The organism is Nocardia sp. PLKS1-43 (genome assembly GCF_059510335.1).
Map to the genome: position 1 here is coordinate 40,284 of NZ_JCAJZQ010000016.1, position 17,793 is coordinate 58,076.

General features: G+C 68.9%; 17 protein-coding genes and 1 pseudogene. 5 read left to right on the top strand and 13 right to left on the bottom strand.

Features of this window, described 5'->3' with window-relative positions:
* Positions 1 to 60 precede the first annotated feature (60 nt).
* From AC5WS7_RS35770 to AC5WS7_RS35795, 6 genes are all read right to left on the bottom strand, one after another.
* Entirely contained in the window at positions 61 to 1,077 is a 1,017-nt protein-coding gene (locus AC5WS7_RS35770) for an ROK family protein (RefSeq protein ID WP_495959065.1), read from the bottom strand.
* On the bottom strand, positions 1,074 to 1,616 hold the full coding sequence (locus AC5WS7_RS35775) for a hypothetical protein (protein ID WP_495959066.1): 543 nt from the start codon (positions 1,614 to 1,616) through the stop codon (positions 1,074 to 1,076). Before AC5WS7_RS35775 ends, AC5WS7_RS35770 begins: the two co-directional genes overlap by 4 nt.
* Positions 1,613 to 2,887, bottom strand: a complete 1,275-nt coding sequence (locus AC5WS7_RS35780; RefSeq protein WP_495959067.1) for an ArsA family ATPase — start codon at positions 2,885 to 2,887, stop codon at positions 1,613 to 1,615. Before AC5WS7_RS35780 ends, AC5WS7_RS35775 begins: the two co-directional genes overlap by 4 nt.
* Before the next feature lie 74 nt (positions 2,888 to 2,961).
* Positions 2,962 to 3,399 (bottom strand): SRPBCC family protein, encoded by a 438-nt coding sequence (locus AC5WS7_RS35785; RefSeq protein WP_495959068.1) that lies wholly within the window; start codon positions 3,397 to 3,399, stop codon positions 2,962 to 2,964.
* Positions 3,400 to 3,445: 46 nt separating this feature from the next.
* Positions 3,446 to 3,841, bottom strand: coding sequence for a polyketide cyclase / dehydrase and lipid transport (locus AC5WS7_RS35790; protein WP_495959069.1), 396 nt, complete (start codon positions 3,839 to 3,841; stop codon positions 3,446 to 3,448).
* Positions 3,842 to 3,851: 10 nt separating this feature from the next.
* Positions 3,852 to 5,015 carry a glycosyltransferase family 4 protein gene (locus AC5WS7_RS35795; RefSeq protein WP_495959070.1) on the bottom strand — a complete coding sequence of 388 codons (1,164 nt, stop codon included), beginning with the start codon at positions 5,013 to 5,015 and terminating at the stop codon, positions 3,852 to 3,854.
* Positions 5,016 to 5,198: 183 nt separating this feature from the next.
* On the opposite strand from AC5WS7_RS35795, the pseudogene AC5WS7_RS35800 reads away from it, so the two are divergent.
* Positions 5,199 to 5,396 (top strand): annotated as a pseudogene (locus AC5WS7_RS35800) (nuclear transport factor 2 family protein); the annotation flags it as partial.
* 180 nt (positions 5,397 to 5,576) lie between these two features.
* Here AC5WS7_RS35800 and AC5WS7_RS35805 read toward each other — a convergent pair.
* The 3 genes from AC5WS7_RS35805 to AC5WS7_RS35815 all read right to left on the bottom strand — a co-directional run bounded on the left by AC5WS7_RS35805 (position 5,577) and on the right by AC5WS7_RS35815 (position 8,427).
* Positions 5,577 to 6,584 (bottom strand): hypothetical protein, encoded by a 1,008-nt coding sequence (locus AC5WS7_RS35805; RefSeq protein ID WP_495959071.1) that lies wholly within the window; start codon positions 6,582 to 6,584, stop codon positions 5,577 to 5,579.
* A gap of 30 nt (positions 6,585 to 6,614) precedes the next feature.
* Complete coding sequence (locus tag AC5WS7_RS35810) at positions 6,615 to 7,625, bottom strand: NlpC/P60 family protein (RefSeq protein WP_495959212.1); 1,011 nt, start codon at positions 7,623 to 7,625, stop codon at positions 6,615 to 6,617.
* Between the two features lie 187 nt (positions 7,626 to 7,812).
* Positions 7,813 to 8,427 (bottom strand): C40 family peptidase, encoded by a 615-nt coding sequence (locus tag AC5WS7_RS35815; protein ID WP_495959072.1) that lies wholly within the window; start codon positions 8,425 to 8,427, stop codon positions 7,813 to 7,815.
* A gap of 548 nt (positions 8,428 to 8,975) precedes the next feature.
* Here AC5WS7_RS35815 and AC5WS7_RS35820 point away from each other — a divergent pair.
* A complete protein-coding gene (locus AC5WS7_RS35820) occupies positions 8,976 to 10,787 on the top strand; it encodes a DEDD exonuclease domain-containing protein (RefSeq protein ID WP_495959073.1) in 1,812 nt (603 codons plus the stop codon).
* A gap of 178 nt (positions 10,788 to 10,965) precedes the next feature.
* Positions 10,966 to 11,241 carry an Lrp/AsnC family transcriptional regulator gene (locus AC5WS7_RS35825; protein ID WP_495959074.1) on the top strand — a complete coding sequence of 92 codons (276 nt, stop codon included), beginning with the start codon at positions 10,966 to 10,968 and terminating at the stop codon, positions 11,239 to 11,241.
* Between the two features lie 89 nt (positions 11,242 to 11,330).
* On the opposite strand, the gene qcrB is transcribed toward AC5WS7_RS35825, so the two are convergent.
* The 4 genes from qcrB to ctaE form a co-directional block, all read right to left on the bottom strand.
* Positions 11,331 to 12,965, bottom strand: coding sequence for a cytochrome bc1 complex cytochrome b subunit (gene qcrB / locus AC5WS7_RS35830; RefSeq protein WP_495959075.1), 1,635 nt, complete (start codon positions 12,963 to 12,965; stop codon positions 11,331 to 11,333).
* A gap of 73 nt (positions 12,966 to 13,038) precedes the next feature.
* Positions 13,039 to 14,244 (bottom strand): cytochrome bc1 complex Rieske iron-sulfur subunit, encoded by a 1,206-nt coding sequence (qcrA, locus tag AC5WS7_RS35835; protein WP_495959076.1) that lies wholly within the window; start codon positions 14,242 to 14,244, stop codon positions 13,039 to 13,041.
* Positions 14,241 to 15,113 (bottom strand): cytochrome bc1 complex diheme cytochrome c subunit, encoded by an 873-nt coding sequence (qcrC, locus tag AC5WS7_RS35840; RefSeq protein ID WP_495959077.1) that lies wholly within the window; start codon positions 15,111 to 15,113, stop codon positions 14,241 to 14,243. Before qcrC ends, qcrA begins: the two co-directional genes overlap by 4 nt.
* A 54-nt stretch (positions 15,114 to 15,167) precedes the next feature.
* A complete protein-coding gene (gene ctaE / locus AC5WS7_RS35845) occupies positions 15,168 to 15,779 on the bottom strand; it encodes an aa3-type cytochrome oxidase subunit III (RefSeq protein WP_495959078.1) in 612 nt (203 codons plus the stop codon).
* Between the two features lie 268 nt (positions 15,780 to 16,047).
* On the opposite strand from ctaE, the gene AC5WS7_RS35850 reads away from it, so the two are divergent.
* Both AC5WS7_RS35850 and trpD read left to right on the top strand, forming a co-directional pair.
* Positions 16,048 to 16,464, top strand: a complete 417-nt coding sequence (locus tag AC5WS7_RS35850; RefSeq protein WP_495959079.1) for a hypothetical protein — start codon at positions 16,048 to 16,050, stop codon at positions 16,462 to 16,464.
* Between the two features lie 94 nt (positions 16,465 to 16,558).
* Positions 16,559 to 17,614, top strand: coding sequence for an anthranilate phosphoribosyltransferase (gene trpD, locus AC5WS7_RS35855; RefSeq protein WP_495959080.1), 1,056 nt, complete (start codon positions 16,559 to 16,561; stop codon positions 17,612 to 17,614).
* Positions 17,615 to 17,793: the final 179 nt, after the last annotated feature.

Below are 17,793 nucleotides of genomic sequence, written 5' to 3' on the forward strand. Positions count from 1 at the left end.
CGCCGCTTGTGAGTTGTGACCAAGTTCGCAAGATGGATTTCACACCATCGGAATATGTGATCAGCGGTGGGCCCCCGCGCGATCCGCACCGACCGTCGGCGGTCCCGCGCCCAGGGCCGTCCGGGCCAGTTCGGCGGCGCCGATCATGCCCGCGCCCTCACCCAGCTGGGTGGTGCGGATGCGGGCCAGCGGCCGATGACGAGCCCCGGTTATCGAGGCCGCGTAGTGCTCGCGGGCCTCGTCCAGGAACAGCGGGGCCGAGGAGCTCACCCCGCCCGCGATGACCACCAGATCCGGATCGAAGATATCGCTCACGAACGCCAGTCCCAGGCCGAGCCAGCGGGCGAAATCCGCCATCACCTCGAGCGCGACCGGATCACCGTCCTGGGCCGCGCCGGCGACCCGGCGACCGGTGAGCGCGCCCGCGTCCCGGGCGACCTCGCGCGCCAGAATCGTCGAACGGAGCGGGTCGATGGCCAGCATTTCGATCGCGGTGTCCACCAATGCCGTTCCGCTGCAATACCTCTCCCAGCAGCCGCGTTTACCGCAGGGGCAGGCACGGCCGTTCGGGACGACCTGTAGATGCCCCAATTCCGGTGCCACGCCGAAACTCCCACGATACAGCTCGCCGCCGACCAGCAGCGCCGCGCCGATTCCGGTGCCGATCGCCACCAGCACGCCGTTGTGCGCGCCGGCCGCCGCGCCGAACCGGTATTCGGCCCACATCGCGGCATTGGCATCGTGTTCCAGGATGACCGGCAGCTCGAGCCGCTCGGACAGGCGGCTCGCGACCGGGGAGTCCTGCCACGGCAGATGCGGCGCGAAGCGCACCGAAGTCCGTGTCTCGTCGACGAATCCGGCCACCGCGAGGCCGACCGCGCCGATCGGGTGCCGTCCGCACAGTTCGCGCACGGCACGGTCGAGCGCGTCGTCGAGCGCGCGTTCCGAATGCGGTGTCGGCGCCTGCACGGTGTCGAGCACCTCACCCGCGCCGTCCACGACCGACGCGCGAATGTTGGTGCCGCCGACATCGATTCCGACGGTCAGGGGCCGCTCCCGCCCGATGCGTGCGGTCATGCCTTGATCTGCACCGGGATCGAGATGTACCGGGGTCTGCTGTCACCCGATGTCGACGAGCCCGCTCCCGGGGGCGATTCGCCCGCGCCGGAACGTGATTCGTCGGTCCGGGCACCGGCCGCGCCGCCGGCACCCGGAGCGCCCGGGTCGAACGGGCTCCGCTCGCCGGGCGAATCATGTTGCGGCGCAGAGCCTTTCGGCTCGCCACCGGCGTCGCGATCCGGCGGCTCGTCCGGATCGGTCGGCAGGACGGGTTCGACCGGGACCCCGGCCAGCGCCTCACGCAGGACCGTCACGATCGCGGTGCCGTGCGCGGCGAGGGAGGCGACCACGTCGTGATGTTCCCCGCGCGCCAGCGCGGCCGCCGCGCACAGCGGGCACCAACTGCATCCGGACCATTCGGCGCCGCCGTCCGCGGACGCGCGCCGCAGCACCGGTTCGACCCGTTCGAGCAGCACTTCGGCCAGCAGCCGCAGTTCCTCGGCGAGTTCACCGACATGTGCGTCGTGCTCGGCGCCGTGCGGCGGTGCGTCGTTCATCGCGGCCATACCTCGGGGTCGGGGCGAAAGCGCACGACCAACCGGCCACCGCTCAGCTCGGCGCCGTCGACGGTGCATCGCCGCAGCACCGGGGCCAGCCGCAGCCGACGCCGGATTCCGTCCGCTCCCACGATCAAATCGTCCTCCACTCGTCCCAGTCGCAGCGTCGCCGGGTCGGCCACGGGCAACGCCAGCCGCAGCGTGTAGACCGACTGCAGGCCGCTGCCCGACTCGAGGCGCACCTGCGCCTGGCCGGGGTGCGCGCTCCGGGCCGACACGTCGTCGCCCAGCATAGGGTCTGTGCCGGTTCCTGCCCGATTACCGCGCGTTTCGGCTGCCAACGCCGCGAGCGGTTCCGCGCCGACGGGCTCGGCCCCGCTGTGATGGGCGATCCGCACCGGCAGGTCCGGAACGCGGCGGCGCAGATCCGCGATGACGGCGAGCTGTTCGGCGCGCCGCTCGGCGTACCAGCGCACCGCCGGATGGTCGGACGGCTCGGTATCGGGCAGCGGCGGGAGCACCTTGTTCACCACCACCTCGTCCAGGCGCAGGCCCAGCAGCGCGGCGGCCGAACGGACCCGGACCGATTCGGCGACCGCCACCCGTTCGGCGACGGTGATCAGCCGCATTCCCGTGCGGGACCGGTCGGCGAGCAGATCGCGCACCCGGGTGACCGCACCGGCGATCCGCTCGGCGGTCACCGCCACGATCGCCCGCCGCAGATCCCGCCCGCCCGCACTCATCGCGCGAGCGTGCGGGGGCCAGACCCGGTCCAGATAGCCGAGCACCGAGCCAGGACCGGTGACGATGCGCAACATGTCCGCCGTCGGCGGGCAGTCCACCACGATGACGTCCCAGTCCCCCTCGTCGGCGAACCGGGTGATCTCGGTGAGCATCAGCAATTCCTGCACGCCCGGCAGACCGGTCAGCTCGGCCGGGTCCAGCGACCCCAGATCCACCCCGTGCTCGTGCCCCGCCCCGCCCAGCAGGCGTACCACCTCGCGGAAGCGATCCTCCAGCAGCGCAAGGGAATCCACCTCGATGACGTCCAGCCCGGGCAGAACGGACGTCACCCCGGCGACCGTGCCCGGATCGTGTGGGAAGCGGTGGCCCAGCGCATCGCCCAGCGAATGCGCCTGATCCAGCGAGGCCAGCAGCACGCACTCCCCCGCGGCTCGATACGCCATCGCGGTGGCACAGGCCAGCGTGGTCTTGCCGACACCGCCCTTGCCCGCGAACAGTTCCAGCCGAGTCCCGCGCGGCCCATCCACCGAGGACTCCCGGTCGGAGCCCGCGGGACGAGCCGCGGATTCGTCTCGGTGATCCGCGGAAGGCGTTGATCCGGTCAGTCCTCGACCCGCTTCTTGAGTTCCTTGAGCGCGGTGTCGGTGATGACCTTCTCCGCCTTGCGTTTGAACATGCCGATCATCGGAATGGTCAGATCCACGGTCAGTTCGTAGACGACCTGGGTGGTGCCGTCCGGCTGGTCGATCAGCTCGTAGGTGCCGTCCTGCGCCTTCTGCAGATCACCGCTGGACAGTTGCCAGCTCACCGCCTTGCCGTCGGGGCGCCAGGTGTAGGAGAGCACATAGGTGTCCTTGACCACGCCCGCGTCCAGCACGAACCGTGCGGTCCGCGCCCGGCCGTCGGGGAATGTGTCGAGAATTTCCACCGAACGCGCCGCCGCCACCCACTCCGGGTACGACTCCAGATCGGCGATGACGGCCATCACCCGATCCGACGGTGCATCGATGATGATCGACCTCTGGGTCCGGTCGGCCATGACTGACAGCGTTTCCTTTCCGACGTGCGGTGCGGGAGAACAGAATTCAGGAGGTGATCGAGCCGGCCGACGCGTGCGCCGGGGGTTCGCCGGCCGCGCGCCCGGCCTCCAGGCGCGCCTTGATCTCGAACGACATCTTCTTACCGGCCACCCGGCGGGCGCGGTTGGCCGCGACCAGATCGCGCACGGACGCGGCCGGTTCGGCGTGCAGGAAATAGTGCAGGATGACCCCGTCCAGCGACGGCTCCAGCCACACCTCCATGGTTCCGATCAGCGCACCGCTCACCGTCCAGCGGATTCCCTTGTCGGCCCGGTCCTCTCGCACCTCGAGGTCGAGGTCGGGCCACCAGCGACGCCAGCGGGCGCGGTCGGCCAGAACCTCGCCGACCGCGCTTCCGGGAGCTGCGACGAAGGTTTGATCCGCCACCTGGATGCTGCTCATGCGCCTGAGCCTAACCCAACCGATCCGCGCCGCTCGATCGCACGTTGCCGTCCAACAGGACGCGCAGCCGGGCGCCCAGCGCATCCCAGCGCCACTGGGTGCTCACCCACTCCCGTCCGGCCGCGCCCATACTCGCCGCCGCGTCACGGTCGGACAGGATCTCCACGATCGCCTCGCCGATCTGCGCGATCGAACGTCCGTCCACCACCCGGCCGGTCCGTCCCTCCCGCACGGTTTCCGGTGCGCCACCGGAATTTCCGGCCACCACCGGAACGCCGGTCGCCGAGGCCTCCAGGTAGACGATGCCCAGTCCCTCGACGTCCAGTCCCGCGCCGCGGGTGCGACACGGCATGGCGAAGACATCGGCGATGGTGTGATGGGCGGCCAGCTCGGCCGCGGGCACCCGGCCGGTGAACACGACCTGATCGGACAGTTCCATCGCCTGTACGAGACCGCGCAATTTCTCCTCGTACGGGCCGCCGCCGGCGATCACCAGTACCGCGCCGTCCACCCGGTCCTTGATCTCGCGCATCGCCATGATCAACATGTCCTGCCCCTTGCGCGGGACGAGACGGGACAGACACAGGATGGTCGGCCGCTCGCCGAGACCGTAGCGGGCGCGAAGTTCGCTGCGCGCGGCCGGATCCGGGCGGAACACCTCGCTGTCCACTCCCGGCGGCAGATATTCCAGGGCCGACCGGGCGCCGAAGGCGGCCGCGAAACGCCGTCGCGTGTACTTGCTGACGTAGGTGATCGTGTCGGTGGTCTCGCCGATCGCCCGCAGCGCCTGCCGCGCCGCCGGCAGCATCGACCAGCCCACCTCGTGCCCGTGCGTGCTGGCCACGATGCGCTCGGCCCCGGCGCGGCGCAGCAGCGGCGACATCAACGCCAGCGGCGCCGCCGCACCGAACCAGACCGTTTCGCAGCGCTCGTCGCGCAGCAATTTGGCCGCGCGCCGCAGCACCAGCGGTGTGGGCACCATCAGCGTCGTGGGATGACGCACGACCTGGAACGGCTGTTCCGCGTCGAATCGCAGATGCGAATCCCCGCGCCAGCGCGGCGCGTACACCACCAGCTCATCCGGCGGCAGTTGCATGGCCAGCGCATGCACATAGGACTGGATACCGCCCGGTCTCGGTGGGAAATCGTTGGTTACCAGCAGGGTGCGCGCCATGCGGGGCAGTCTATTGACGCGCGCGCCCGCCGCGGGGCCCGGGCTCGGCTCCTCCGAAACGGCTTGCACAGCAGTCGCATTCCCGCTGTGATGGACAACCGATCATCCGGCGGAATTTTCACCGCGGCCGAATCCGACGACAGGACTACCGTGTTCACAGACCCCACCGAACTCGGCCGGCGAATGCACGCCGCGTTCAACGCCCGCGAATTCGATGCCGTGCGGGACATCTTCGCGCCCGATTTCTACAGTCACCCGCTCGACGCGGGCCGCGATGCGGTGCGCTCGGCCTGGGAATCCATGGCCGCGATGTATCCGCAGGTACACACGGTCATCGACGATATCTTCGCCGCCGGCGACCGCGTCGCGTCGCGTTGCGCGCGACGGTGCACGGCATGGCCGAAGACGGACATACCGCCACGATGCTGGAGATCTTCCGGGTGGCCGACGGAAAGATCGCCGAACTGTGGGGCGCGAAAGGGGTTCCGGCCGGATCGGCCTGAGCCGATCGGTTCCAATGCCGTACGGGTGCAACACAATTGGGCTGTCGGGCGGCTCGGCTCAGGTGGTCGCGCGGACCCGGACCCAGTCGCGCCAGCGGGCGATGAAGTCGGCGCGGCCCAGGCCCAGGGTGCTGCGCAGGACGTTGTCCAGGGCGGACGCGTCCTGCGGTCCGGTGGCCAGGTGGCGGTACAGCTCGACCAGCTTCGGCTCGCCGAACCGTTCGGCGACATAGGCGTTCGCGGACCAGCCCTGTTGGTAGGCCAGGGCGGCGTCGTTGTCCTGGGTCGGGGCGAAGGCCGCGTCGGCGGGCAGATCCGCGGGCAGCGCACCGGCTCGCGCCTTCGCGGTCAGCGTCGGGGCGAGCTGGGCGAACGTGCGGCCTGTATCGCGATGCGCGGAGTACTCCGCGAAACCCTCCAGCACCCATTGCGGGGAGCCGTCCACGGTGACCGCGCGGGCGGCGATATGGGTGAGTTCGTGCCGCAACGTCTCACGCAGGCCGTCGGGGCCCAGGCGGCGGCCCGCGGCGGCGCTGAACACGATGCGCTGGCCGGCCGGGCGCTCGGGCGGGACGAACGGATCCGATACCGAGGCCGCCGCGACCTGGTCGGAGACCTCGCCGGTCGCATGGGTCAACGCCGCGAATTCGGCGGAATCCGAGGCCACCGCGATCACCGCGTGCCGGGCCCAGTCGGCGCCCCACAACTGGGTCACCGCCGCGACCGCCGCGCCGACATCGCCGGCCAGGGCGTCCACGTCGTCGCGCTGATAGGGATGACCGAGCACCACCGACAGCCGGCCGTCCGCCGCGCAGACCTGCCGGGTGACCACGGGTGCGTACGACTCCATCGTCCGGCGTAGCTCCGGTAGCTGCGGATCGGCCGGAGCCGAGGGCACGGCCGCATCCGCGGTCGCGGGTACCGGGCGAACGTGCAGCGCCGATTTCGGTAACAAGACCAGCGCACCGCCGACCGCAGTCAACGCGACCACCATCGCGACCGTCGCGACGAACTCGAACCGCCGCTTGGCCGCCAACCAGTTACGAACCCGAGTCAACGCAGTCATATCAGCACGCTCGCGCTCACCTCGTTGTGATTAGGGCATCCCGATCCAGTACCGCCGCGCCCCGTAGAAGGGGAACGACCCCATCGGCGCCACCTTCACCGGGACGCCGAAAGTCGAAGCATGCAAGATCAATCCGTTGCCCGCGTAGATCCCCACATGGGAGGCATCGGAGTAGAAGAACACCACGTCACCGGGTTGCAGCTGATCCCGCGGCACCGGGGTGCCGACGGTGGCCTGCTGCTGGCTGGTACGCGGCAGATTGATACCGACATGATGGAAAGCCCACTGCACCAAGCCGGAGCAGTCGAACTGATCCGGACCGGTCGCACCCCAGACGTAGGGATCCCCGACCCGGGTCATCCCGGCGGCCAGCGCACTCGTGCCGCTGCCGGGAACCAGTCCGCGCAGTAGCGCGTCGCGATCGAAGCCCGGCGGGAACAGCGATCCGGCCAGCGAACTCTTGTCCCCCGCCGACAGCGCGCCCCACGCCTGGATCACCTGGGCGATCGCGCCCTGCAGATCCGCGCGCTTCTTTTCCAGATCCACGCGCACCGCATCGGCCTTCTGCGCGGCCGCGCGAGCGACGTCGGACGCCTTGTGCGCGGTGGACTGCGCCGCGGTGGCCGCGGTGGTCGCCTTCGTGAACTGGGCGAGTTGCTCACTCGTCTGGGCCTGCAACACATCCAGCGTGGACATCTGATCCAGCAGTTGCTGCGGGGAATCACTGGCCAGCACCGAGAACATCCGGTTGGTGCGCGCGCCCATATAGGCGGCCATCGCCGTACGGTCAACGGCCGGTTGATATTTGCGCACCTCGGCCTCGGCGGCGTCGACCACCTGGTTGGCCTGGGCTAGTTTGGCGTCGGCCGTGCGTTCGACGCCGAGTTTCGCGTCGAGGTCCTGCTGCGCGCCCAGGGCCTGCTGATTGAGCTGTTCGGATTGATGGGACAGATCGATCAGCTTCTGCACCGCATCGCTGGCGCTGGTCGGCGGCGCAACCGGTTCCGCGAGGGCCCCGCCACCGGCGCCCGCGCCGAACATCAACGCGCCCACCGCCAATGACCCGCCAACCAGGCGTCTGGTTCGTCTGTTCCGATCGTGCGCGGTCACTGCCTGCAGGGCCCCATTCCGTGTTCCGGACTAATCATCACGAAGGTCTCGATCAGGTTACGGAACCGCGCCCCATGATGTCCAGCACAGCACAAAACGATCACGGTCTTCCCAGTGGTCAGTAGCGTCGCGCCCCGGCGATGGGCATCGCGTGCAAGGGTGCGACCTTCACCGGCTGGCCGTAGGTGGAGGCGTGCACGATATTGCCGTTGCCGACGTAGATGCCCGAGTGGCTGCCGCCGTAGTACGACACGACATCGCCGGGCTGCAGATCGTTCAGCGAGACGGGAGCGCCCGCGGACAGCTGGCCGTAGCTGGTGCGCGGAAGGTCGCGACCGGCCTGCGCGTAGGACCACTTCACCAGTCCCGAGCAGTCGAAGGCGTTCGGGCCGGCGGCGCCGTAGACGTAGGGGTCGCCGACGCGAGAGAGAGCGGCGTTGGCCGCGCGCTGGCCCACCGATTCGGCCGGGGCGGGCGCCGGGGAGATGCCGGGGACGGCCACACCCGGCGGAATGACACCCGGCGGAATGACATTCGGCGGGATGACATTCGGCGGGATGGCGTTCTTCGGAATCGCCCCGAGGACCTGATCGGGCACCTCGACGTTGCCGATCCCCGGAACGGTGACCGGCGCCGCGGTGGCGGGCGTGGTGGACAGCAGCAGTGCGCTGAGGGTGGCAGCGCCGACGGCTCCGGCCGCAACGGCCCGGTGGGCGTGTCGCTTGATCGCCATGATGCGGTGACTCCTCATCTGCCCCGCGACGCCGCACCCGGTGGCACGTCGAACTCCGCGAGGTCTCGGCAAGATTACGAACACATAACGGTGCGCTGTAAAGCCGCGAGCATGAGCAGCAGAAGTCGGCGAATTTTGCCAGTACAAATTTTTGCGAGATGAATCACACCAATCACGAAACCATAACAACAAGCGCCGACCTGGGCTTTCTTCCGGCCCGGCCCGCCCGCGGCCACCATGGGAGAAATATCGGTTTCGAATCGGCCCGATCGGGAAATCAGCACGTAGCAAATGGCGCGACAACCCGTACGCGACCGTACGGTCCGCTTGCTGAGTGGTTGCCACCTGGATGTCGAGTGGACAGATCCGCGCAAACCGCGAAATTCGCGGAAATCGGTGCGAGTCATTCGAAAACCGAATGAGTGTGACGCTGACCACTTTTTGGCGTTTCACCCCGAAACGAACCCGGCAAGTCGGGTAATACGGCCAGATCTCGAACCGCGCCCGCGTTCGCGATTCCTGTCGTACCCGGCCGATACGCTGCCGCCGTGTCCCCTCCCGCCCCGCGCCCGGCCCAGCTGGCCTTCGACGATCTGGACACCCCGCTGTACGACACGACCTTCGTCGTTGTGGACCTGGAGACCACCGGGACCAGCCCGGACGGCGATGCCATCACCGAGATCGGCGCGGTCAAGGTGCGCGGTGGCGAGGTGCTGGGCGAATTCGCCACCCTGGTCGATCCGGGCCGCGCGATTCCACCGCAGGTCGTGCAGATCACCGGGATCACCACAGCGATGGTTCGCACCGCGCCGCGGATCGAGGCGGTACTGCCCGGATTCCTGGAGTTCGCGGCCGGGGCGGTCCTCGTCGCGCACAACGCCCGCTTCGACATCGGCTTCCTGAAGGCCGCGGCGGCCCGTTGCGCGACCGCCTGGCCCGCCTTCCAGGTCCTGTGCACGGTGCAGCTGGCCCGGCGGATCCTGCCCCGCGACGAGGCGCCCACGGTGCGCCTGTCCGCGCTGGCCGAACTGCTCGGCGCGCAGACCCGCCCCACCCACCGCGCACTCGACGACGCCCGCGCCACCGTCGATGTCCTGCACGCGCTCATCGGCCGGGTGGGCAACCTCGGCGTGCACAGCCTGACCGAGCTCGCCGACTATCTGCCTGCGGTGACCCGCCGGCAACGCTCCAAACGTTTCCTCGCCGCCGATCTGCCGAGCCTGCCCGGGGTCTATCTGTTCCGCGGCCCCTCGGACGAGGTCCTGTACGTGGGCACGGCGGTGAATCTGCGCCGCCGCGTCCGCAGCTACTTCACCGGGTCGGAGACCCGCCCGCGCATGCGCGAGATGGTCGCGCTCGCCACCCGCGTCGAGCACGTGCCGTGCGCGCACGGGCTCGAGGCCGGTGTGCGCGAACTGCGGCTGCTCGTCGCGCACACCCCGCCCTACAACCGGCGCTCGAAATTCCCGCAGCGCGCCTGGTGGATCACCCTGACCGACGAACCCTTCCCGCGCTTCGCCATCACCCGCACCCCGAACCGGGATGCCTTGGGGCCGTTCGGTTCCCGTACCAAGGCCGCCGAACTGGCCGCCACCGTCGCCGAGTACTGCGGCCTGCGCACCTGCACCGGCCGCATCCCGCGCAACGGCCGTCACGGCGCGCAGTGCCCGCCGGCGACGGTCGGCGGCTGCCCGGCGGGCAGGTCCGGAACCCTCACCAGCGCAAGCGAATACGCACCAGCCGCCCACGCGGTGCGGGATCTGTTCGCCGGGCGCTCCGACCTGCCGCTGCACGCGATGCGGGAACGTATCGAAATCTCCTGCGCCGCCGAACATTTCGAGGTCGCCGCCCGAGTCCGCGACCGCACCGTCACGGTGGTGCGCGCACTGCGCCGCACCCAGCGGCTCGCGGCGCTGGCGCGCATCGCCGAGCTGGTGGCGGCGCGACGCGCCGAGACGGGTGGATGGGATTTCGCGGTGATCCGCTACGGCCGCCTGGCCGCGGCCGGATCCGCCGCCCGCGGGATTCCGCCGATGCCGGTCGTGGACGCTCTCGTCGCGTCCGCCGAAACCGTCGTACCCACCCGCCTCGACGCCACGGACGCCGCGCTGCCCGCCCTCCCCGGCACCGAATCTCCCGAGGACCGGCTCCATCCCCCGCTGCGCGGCGCTCCCCCGGAGGAGACCGCACTCATCATCGCCTGGCTGGAACAGCCCGGCACCCGCATCGTCCACACCTCGCACGGCTATGCCGAGCCCCGTTCCGGCGCGGGCCCCTGGCTGGCCTGGGCCGAGCGCGCCGAGGCCGCTGCCCGTACCGAATCGGCCGGCCGGGACTACCTGGCCGGTACCGAATCCTGAGTACTACCCGACTCGATGGTTCCGCGGTCTGCAGCATCTCCCGGAGCGGACGTCTCCAATGCCCGCACGGAACTCCTGCACATCTCGCACCGGTGCCGGACGAGCCGTCGTGGTCTCGGCCGGTCCGGCCGCGACGTCTTCCCGCAGGCCCGGAGCGGGGCCCAACTAGACTCACATCATGATTACCGCGATCGTGTTGATCCACGCCGATGCCGCCCGCATCCCCGAAACGGCGCAGGCGCTGGCGGATCTGGAAGGTGTGACCGAGGTGTACTCGTGCGCGGGCGATGTGGACCTCATCGCGGTGGTCCGGGTGCGCGATCACGAGCGCATCGCCGAGGTGGTCACCGGCCATGTCAACAAGACCACGGGCGTGCTGCGCACGACCACGCACATCGCGTTCAAGTCGTATTCGCGGGCCGAGGTCGAGGCCGGATTCTCCATCGGAGAATGATCCGGCCGGACGGGTGAACGTCCCGGGAAGCGCCTGAAAAGCAAAGGCCCCGAACCGTTTCCGGTTCGGGGCCGAGCTACCGAGCGAACTCAGTGGCCGTGCTCGCCCTCGTCGCCGCCACCGGCGATCTGATCCTGGTACGCGGCCAGGATCTCGAGCTGCTTGTGGTGCTGCTCCTTGTCGTACGAGGTCTGCTCGGCGGCCTGAGCTGGCGGATCGGCCCGCAGGAACGAACCGGCGCCGGGCTTGCCGGCCCAACCCAGCTTGTTCATCTTCTTGGGCACCGCCGCACCCTGGTACTCCAGCGGGATCGGGTGGCCGTGCGCGTCGACCGGCCCCAGCGGCTGGTGCACCTCGATGTACTCACCGTGCGGCAGGCGCTTGATCACGCCGGTCTCGATACCGTGCTCGAGCACCGCGCGGTCGGCACGCTGCAGCCCCAGGCACATCCGGTACGCCAGGAAGTAGGCGATCGGCGGCGCGGTCAGCAGGCCGATGCGGAAGATCCACGTCGTCGCGTTCAGCGAGATGTCGAACTTCAGCGCGATGATGTCGTTGACGCACGCCAGGGTCAGCACCAGGTAGAACGCCAGGGCCATGGCGCCGATCGCGGTGCGCACCGGCACATCGCGCGGACGCTGCAACAGGTTGTGGTGCACGTCGTCGCCCGTCAGGCGCTTTTCGATCCACGGGTAGGCGATCAGCACCACGAACACCAGGCCCATGATCAGGGCGACCCAGACCGGCGCGGGCACGGTGTACCGGCCCAGATACAGCTCCCACGGCGGCATCAGACGAGCCAGACCGTCGGTCCACATCATGTAGAAGTCGGGCTGCGATCCGGCCGAGACCTGGGACGGGTTGTACGGACCCAGGTTCCAGATCGGGTTGATCTGCAGGACGCCACCCATGACCGACACGATGCCCAGGGTGAACATGAAGAACGCACCCTGGTCCGCGGCGAACACCGGGACGATGCGCGCACCGACGACGTTCTTCTCGGTCCGGCCCGGTCCGGGGAACTGGGTGTGCTTCTGGTACCAGACCAGGGCCACGTGCGCCGCGATCAACGCCAGCATGATGCCCGGGAAGAGCAGCACGTGGGCGATGAACAGACGCGGGATGATGATCGTGCCCGGGAAGTCACCGCCGAAGATCAGCCAGTGCATCCAGGTGCCGATCACCGGGATGCCCATGGTGATACCACCGAACGCGGCCCGCAGACCGGTACCCGAGAGCAGGTCGTCCGGCAGCGAGTAGCCGAAGAAGCCCTCGAACATCGCCAGGATCAGCAGCAGCGAACCGATGACCCAGTTCGCCTCGCGCGGCTTGCGGAACGCACCGGTGAAGAAGATGCGCAGCAGGTGGATGATGATCGAGCAGGCGAACAGCAGCGCGGCCCAGTGGTGCACCTGACGCACGAACAGGCCGCCGCGCACCTCGAAGGTGATCTGCAGCGCCGACTCGAACGCCCGCGACATGGACACACCGCGCAGCGGCTGGTACGCGCCGTTGTAGACGACCTCGGTCATCGACGGATCGAAGAACAGCGTCAGGTAGACACCCGACAGCAGCAGGATGATGAACGCGTACAACGCGATCTCACCGAGCAGGAACGACCAGTGGGTCGGGAAGACCTTGTTGATCGAGCGCTTGACGAACGCCGCGGCGCGGTACCGCTCGTCCATCTCGTTGGCCTGTGCGGCCGCTTTACTCGGGCTCATTCCTGCACCTCGCTAGCGCTCGGCACAGGAATGCGCCCAGCGCGCTGTGTTGATGATTCGGTCGCAAGCTCCCTCATGAACGACGCTCCCAGTAGGCCGGGCCGAGCGGCTCGATGAAGTCGCCGTTGGCGACCAGGAAGCCCTCGGAATTGACGGTGATCGGCAGCTGCGGCAGGGCACGCGCGGCAGGGCCGAAGATCGGCTTACCCCAGTGGAGGGCGTCGAACTGCGACTGGTGGCACGGGCACAGGATGCGGCTGTCCTGCTGCTCGAACAGCGAGGTCGGGCAGCCCAGGTGGGTGCAGATCTTCGAGTAGGCCCAGTAGTCGCCGAAGTTGAAGCTTTCCTGGCCCCTGCGCTTGACGGCCTTGGCCGCGTCCTCGGGACGGAAGCGGATCAGCATGACCGCGTTGCGGACGCCGCGCAGCGACTGGAGGGTCTCCTCGGCGTTGCCGCGCCACTCCTCTTTCCAGGGGAACACCGTCTCCATGCCGCCCGCGTTCAGGTCCTCGGCGCGTACCAGCACGATGTCCTCCGGACGGCCGGTGTCCTTGCGCAGGAAGATGGTCTGTCCGGGGTAGTCCGGAGTCCAGCCCGACACCCACAGCGGCGACTTCTTGCCCTGCGCCCACGGGTTCTTGATCAGGCCGCCGACGAAGACGAACAGCGCGCCCACGCCGAGCACACCCAGGCCCAGGCCCGCGGTGCGGGTGATCAGCTTGCGGCGGCCCAGGGTGGAGGTGTCCAGCGCATCGCCCAGCTGAGCGGCCAAAGTGCGACGTTCCACCTCGTCCGAGGGGCCGTCGTGCCGCGTCTGGATGGCGATCTCCGGCGGGATGAACTTCTTGCGGATCAGCACCATGGCAACGCCGATGGCCAGCACCGCGATTCCGAGCAGCAGGCCGTACAGCGGCGTGGTCAGCGAGTAGATGCCCGCGCCGGACTCGTCGCGGCTCTTGTACTGCCACGGCCAGAACAGGAAGACCCCGATCAGCGCGAGACCGGCCAGGGTCGACACGACGAACCAGAACGCCACCTGACGCTCGGCCCGCTTCTCCGCGCGTGTGCCCGGAACCGGCCAGCGCGGAGCGCGGTAGACGACGTCGACGCCGTCCCGCTTGGTGCCGAGTTCGACCAGCTCGTCGCGAGACATCGCGTCGAGCTGCTCCTCGGTCGGGTTCAGGTCGTCGCGGGAGCTCGCGGAACTGCCATCGGCACCTGTTTTGACGGCACCGCCGTCGTCCGGCCGACCCATGTCGTCGTTCTCCTTGTCTGTCATGAGCGGGATCCGATCCACATCGCCGCACCGACCACACCGACGATGCCGATGACCCACATGGCCAGGCCCTCGGTCGCGGGACCGAAACCGCCGAGGCCGTAGCCGCCCTCGGGCTGGGACTTGGTGCGGTTCTTGATGTAGGCGATGATGTCGCGCTTCTCGTCCGGAGTCAGCTCGCGGTCGGAGAACTTCGGCATGTTCTGCGGGCCCGACAGCATCGCGGTGTAGATCTGCTGTTCGCTGGCCGGGGACAGCGGCGGAGCGAACTTACCGGAGGACAGCGCGCCGCCCTTGCCGGTGAAGTTGTGGCAGGACGCGCAGTTCATCCGGAACAGCTCACCGCCGACGCCGAGGTCGGCGCCCTTGGTCAGCGACTCCTGGGCGATCTTGCCGTCCGCGTCACGAACCACCGACGGACCGCCGCCGTTGGACGCGACGTAGGCCATCAGCGCGTCGGTCTGCGCCTCGTCGAACTTGGACTCCTTGCGCACGATCTGCGCGGAGTTCGACGGCGCGGGCATCCGGCCGCTGGAAACCTGGAAGTAGACCGCGGCCGAACCGACGCCGATCAGGCTGGGGCCGCGATCCTGCACACCCTGCAGATTCGCACCGTGGCAGGTGATGCAGGAGGTGTCGTAGAGCTGCTTGCCCTGACGGATCAGGGCGGACTGATCCTCGTCCGCGGTGGCGACCTGCGCGTGCGGGGTCAGTGCCGAGGCAGCGAAGCCGGCTCCGATCAGAGCCATCAGAAGAACCAGCCCACCGGCCAGCTTCCGGCGCATCCGGCGCTGCTTGCGGGTCTTGGTGGCCTGCGGATTCCCCGACCCGCTGTGGGGCTCTTCAGGCACTGACGGGGGAGATGAACTCATCTGTGTCCCTTTTGGAGTAGACGGAACCGACTGATGCTCTTGTTGGGCGCCGGGCTAGCGGACGAAGTAGATCGTGGCGAACAGCCCGATCCAGACGATGTCGACGAAGTGCCAGTAGTAGGAGACGACGATCGCCGCGGTGGCCTGCGCCGGAGTGAACTTGGAGACCTTCGTGCGGATCAGCAGGAAGACGAACGCGATGAGACCGCCGATGACGTGCAGACCGTGGAAGCCGGTGGTGATGAAGAACACCGAGCCGTAGACGCTGCTCGAGATCGAGGTGCCCTCGCTGTAGAGGCCGTGGTACTCGGTGCCCTGGCCGATCACGAAGAACAGGCCCATGAAGAAGGTCAGGACGTACCAGCGCCGCAGGCCGAACACGTCGCCCTTCTCCGCGGCGAACACCCCCATCTGGCAGGTGAACGAGGAGGCGATCAGCACGGCCGTGACCGGTACCGCGAGCTTCATGTCGAGCTCGGTCGGCTCCGGCGGCCAGTTGCCGTGGGCCTGCGCGCGGGCGACGAAATACATGGCGAAGAGGCCGGCGAAGAACATCAGCTCGCTCGACAGCCAGATGATGGTTCCGACGCTGACCATGTTGGGCCGGTTCAGCGAGTGCACACGCTGAGTAATGGCCGATCCTGGTGTCCCTACTGCGGTCGTCACGCCGGTAAGTATGACTCGTCGTAGTACGACGGGAGTACTCGGGTACGGAACTTGCTTGCCCATGTCGGAATCGGCAGGGCGGGACCGAGTCTCACCACGACCTCGGCGTGTCCCGTTCGGCAGTCGATCTTGCCAGGTCGCGGCGGTTTCTCCAGGCACCGCACCGCCTCGCGACGGCCCGATGCGCCTCGTGCGGGCGCGATTTCTATCGTGGTTTCGGGCGCGCGTGGCGTCGCGGAACCGGGACGGATGCGGTACGGAGGCGGGTATGGGATGGCGATCGGCATGGCTGCGCTGGACCGGTCGCGGCGGGACTCCGGAGTGGGATCCGGAGCGCACGGATCTGATCGTGGTCGTATCGAGTTTCGATGACGCGGAATCCTGTTCGGCCGCGCTGGAGCGGGCGGCGCGGCAGTGGGCGCCGGAAGCTCCGGCGCTGCTGCGGCACCACCTGCGGGTCCCGGCCGAACACGTCGCGGCGGTGACCGCGCTGGCCGCGCAGGACGGCTACTCCCCCGCCGAACCCGATGAGACGTCCCCTGCGACAGCGGGTCTGCTGCTGCAGCGGGTGCAGATCCTCGATGCGCTGCACTGTTCGCAGGAACGTTCGCGGATGGCGAGTCTGGCGCAGCGTCACGACGGCACCGCTGTGGGCTGGGACGCGCTGCAACCGCCGCGGTCCTGATCGTCCGGGGTGCCGCGCGGAGAAATAACTCGACCCGCCCCATTAGGCTGATTGTCCGGTAGCCGGGATGCGGCACATGCGACAGGAGAGGCTGATGAGCGCGCGCAGCTGGCCCCAGATTCTCGGGGCCCTGACCGACGGGGTCGATCTGACCACGGAGGAGACCGCGTGGGCGATCGATGAGATCTTCTCCGACAACGCCACTCAGGCGCAGATCGCCGCGTTCGGCGTCGCGATGAAGATGAAGGGCCCCACCCCGGCGGAGCTGGCCGGGCTGGCCGACGCGATGCTGGGGCTGTCCCGGCGGGTGCCGATCGAGGGTCCGGCGATAGATATCGTCGGCACCGGCGGCGATCGGTCGGGCACGGTGAACATTTCCACGATGTCCTCGATCGTGGTGTCGGCGGCCGGGGTTCCGGTGGTCAAGCACGGCAATCGGGCGGCCTCCTCCAAGAGCGGCGGCGCGGACGTACTCGAGGCACTCGGGGTGAAGATCGCACTCGGCCCGAAAGCGGTGGCGCGGTGCGTGCGCGAGGTCGGCATCGGATTCTGTTTCGCCCCGATATTCCACTCCGGGCTGCGTTTCGCCGGACGCGCCCGCGCCGAGATCGGCATCCCCACCGTCTACAACGTGCTCGGCCCGCTCACCAATCCGGCCCAGCCGCAGGCCGGGCTGATCGGCTGCGCCTTCGCGGACCTGGTCGGCGTGATCGCCGGCGCCTTCGCCGAACGCGGTAAGAACGCCCTGGTGGTGCGCGGTAACGACGGACTGGACGAGATCACCACCGCCGATACCACCGACGTCTGGGTGGTCACCGGCGGCAAGGTAGCCGAGACGACCGTCGATCCGGCCCGGCTGGGTATCGAGCGGGTCCCGCCCGAGGCCCTGCGCGGCGGCAACGCCGAAGTGAACGCCGCCATCGCCCGCGAGATGTTCGCGGGCGCTCCCGGCGCGGTCCGCGATGCGGTCCTGCTGAATTCCGCGGCCGCGATCGTGTCCTACGAACTCACCCCCGAATCGGCGGGCGGCGATATCCACGACGCCCTCGCCGCGTCGCTGACTCGGGTCGCGCACGCCGTGGACAGCGGCGCGGCCGTGGACCTGCTGACGCGCTGGGCGGCGCTGAGCAACAAGCTCGGCGACGACTGACCGGTCCCGCGAGCAAGCAACTGTCGTCGAAACACGCTTGTCGGCAAGAGGATTCGTCGTCACGGCTGGGACAGTGCACAGATTTGCCTCGCGTTCTTCGGAATTCGGCGCGGATTCACGGCTTCGATGACGTGGTCGCGAGTTTCGGGGTGATCATCGGAGGGCATTGCCGAGCCTGG

What these genes read in the sequence shown, in the direction of transcription:
- AC5WS7_RS35770 (WP_495959065.1), bottom strand. Translation starts at nt 1,077, where the DNA reads ATGACCGCACGCATCGGGCGGGAGCGGCCCCTGACCGTCGGAATCGAT.
- AC5WS7_RS35775 (WP_495959066.1), bottom strand. Translation starts at nt 1,616, where the DNA reads ATGAACGACGCACCGCCGCACGGCGCCGAGCACGACGCACATGTCGGT.
- AC5WS7_RS35785 (WP_495959068.1), bottom strand. Translation starts at nt 3,399, where the DNA reads ATGGCCGACCGGACCCAGAGGTCGATCATCATCGATGCACCGTCGGAT.
- AC5WS7_RS35790 (WP_495959069.1), bottom strand. Translation starts at nt 3,841, where the DNA reads ATGAGCAGCATCCAGGTGGCGGATCAAACCTTCGTCGCAGCTCCCGGA.
- AC5WS7_RS35795 (WP_495959070.1), bottom strand. Translation starts at nt 5,015, where the DNA reads ATGGCGCGCACCCTGCTGGTAACCAACGATTTCCCACCGAGACCGGGC.
- AC5WS7_RS35805 (WP_495959071.1), bottom strand. Translation starts at nt 6,584, where the DNA reads ATGACTGCGTTGACTCGGGTTCGTAACTGGTTGGCGGCCAAGCGGCGG.
- AC5WS7_RS35810 (WP_495959212.1), bottom strand. Translation starts at nt 7,625, where the DNA reads ATGTTCGGCGCGGGCGCCGGTGGCGGGGCCCTCGCGGAACCGGTTGCG.
- AC5WS7_RS35815 (WP_495959072.1), bottom strand. Translation starts at nt 8,427, where the DNA reads ATGGCGATCAAGCGACACGCCCACCGGGCCGTTGCGGCCGGAGCCGTC.
- AC5WS7_RS35825 (WP_495959074.1), top strand. Translation starts at nt 10,966, where the DNA reads ATGATTACCGCGATCGTGTTGATCCACGCCGATGCCGCCCGCATCCCC.
- qcrB (WP_495959075.1), bottom strand. Translation starts at nt 12,965, where the DNA reads ATGAGCCCGAGTAAAGCGGCCGCACAGGCCAACGAGATGGACGAGCGG.
- qcrA (WP_495959076.1), bottom strand. Translation starts at nt 14,244, where the DNA reads ATGACAGACAAGGAGAACGACGACATGGGTCGGCCGGACGACGGCGGT.
- qcrC (WP_495959077.1), bottom strand. Translation starts at nt 15,113, where the DNA reads ATGAGTTCATCTCCCCCGTCAGTGCCTGAAGAGCCCCACAGCGGGTCG.
- AC5WS7_RS35850 (WP_495959079.1), top strand. Translation starts at nt 16,048, where the DNA reads ATGGGATGGCGATCGGCATGGCTGCGCTGGACCGGTCGCGGCGGGACT.
- trpD (WP_495959080.1), top strand. Translation starts at nt 16,559, where the DNA reads ATGAGCGCGCGCAGCTGGCCCCAGATTCTCGGGGCCCTGACCGACGGG.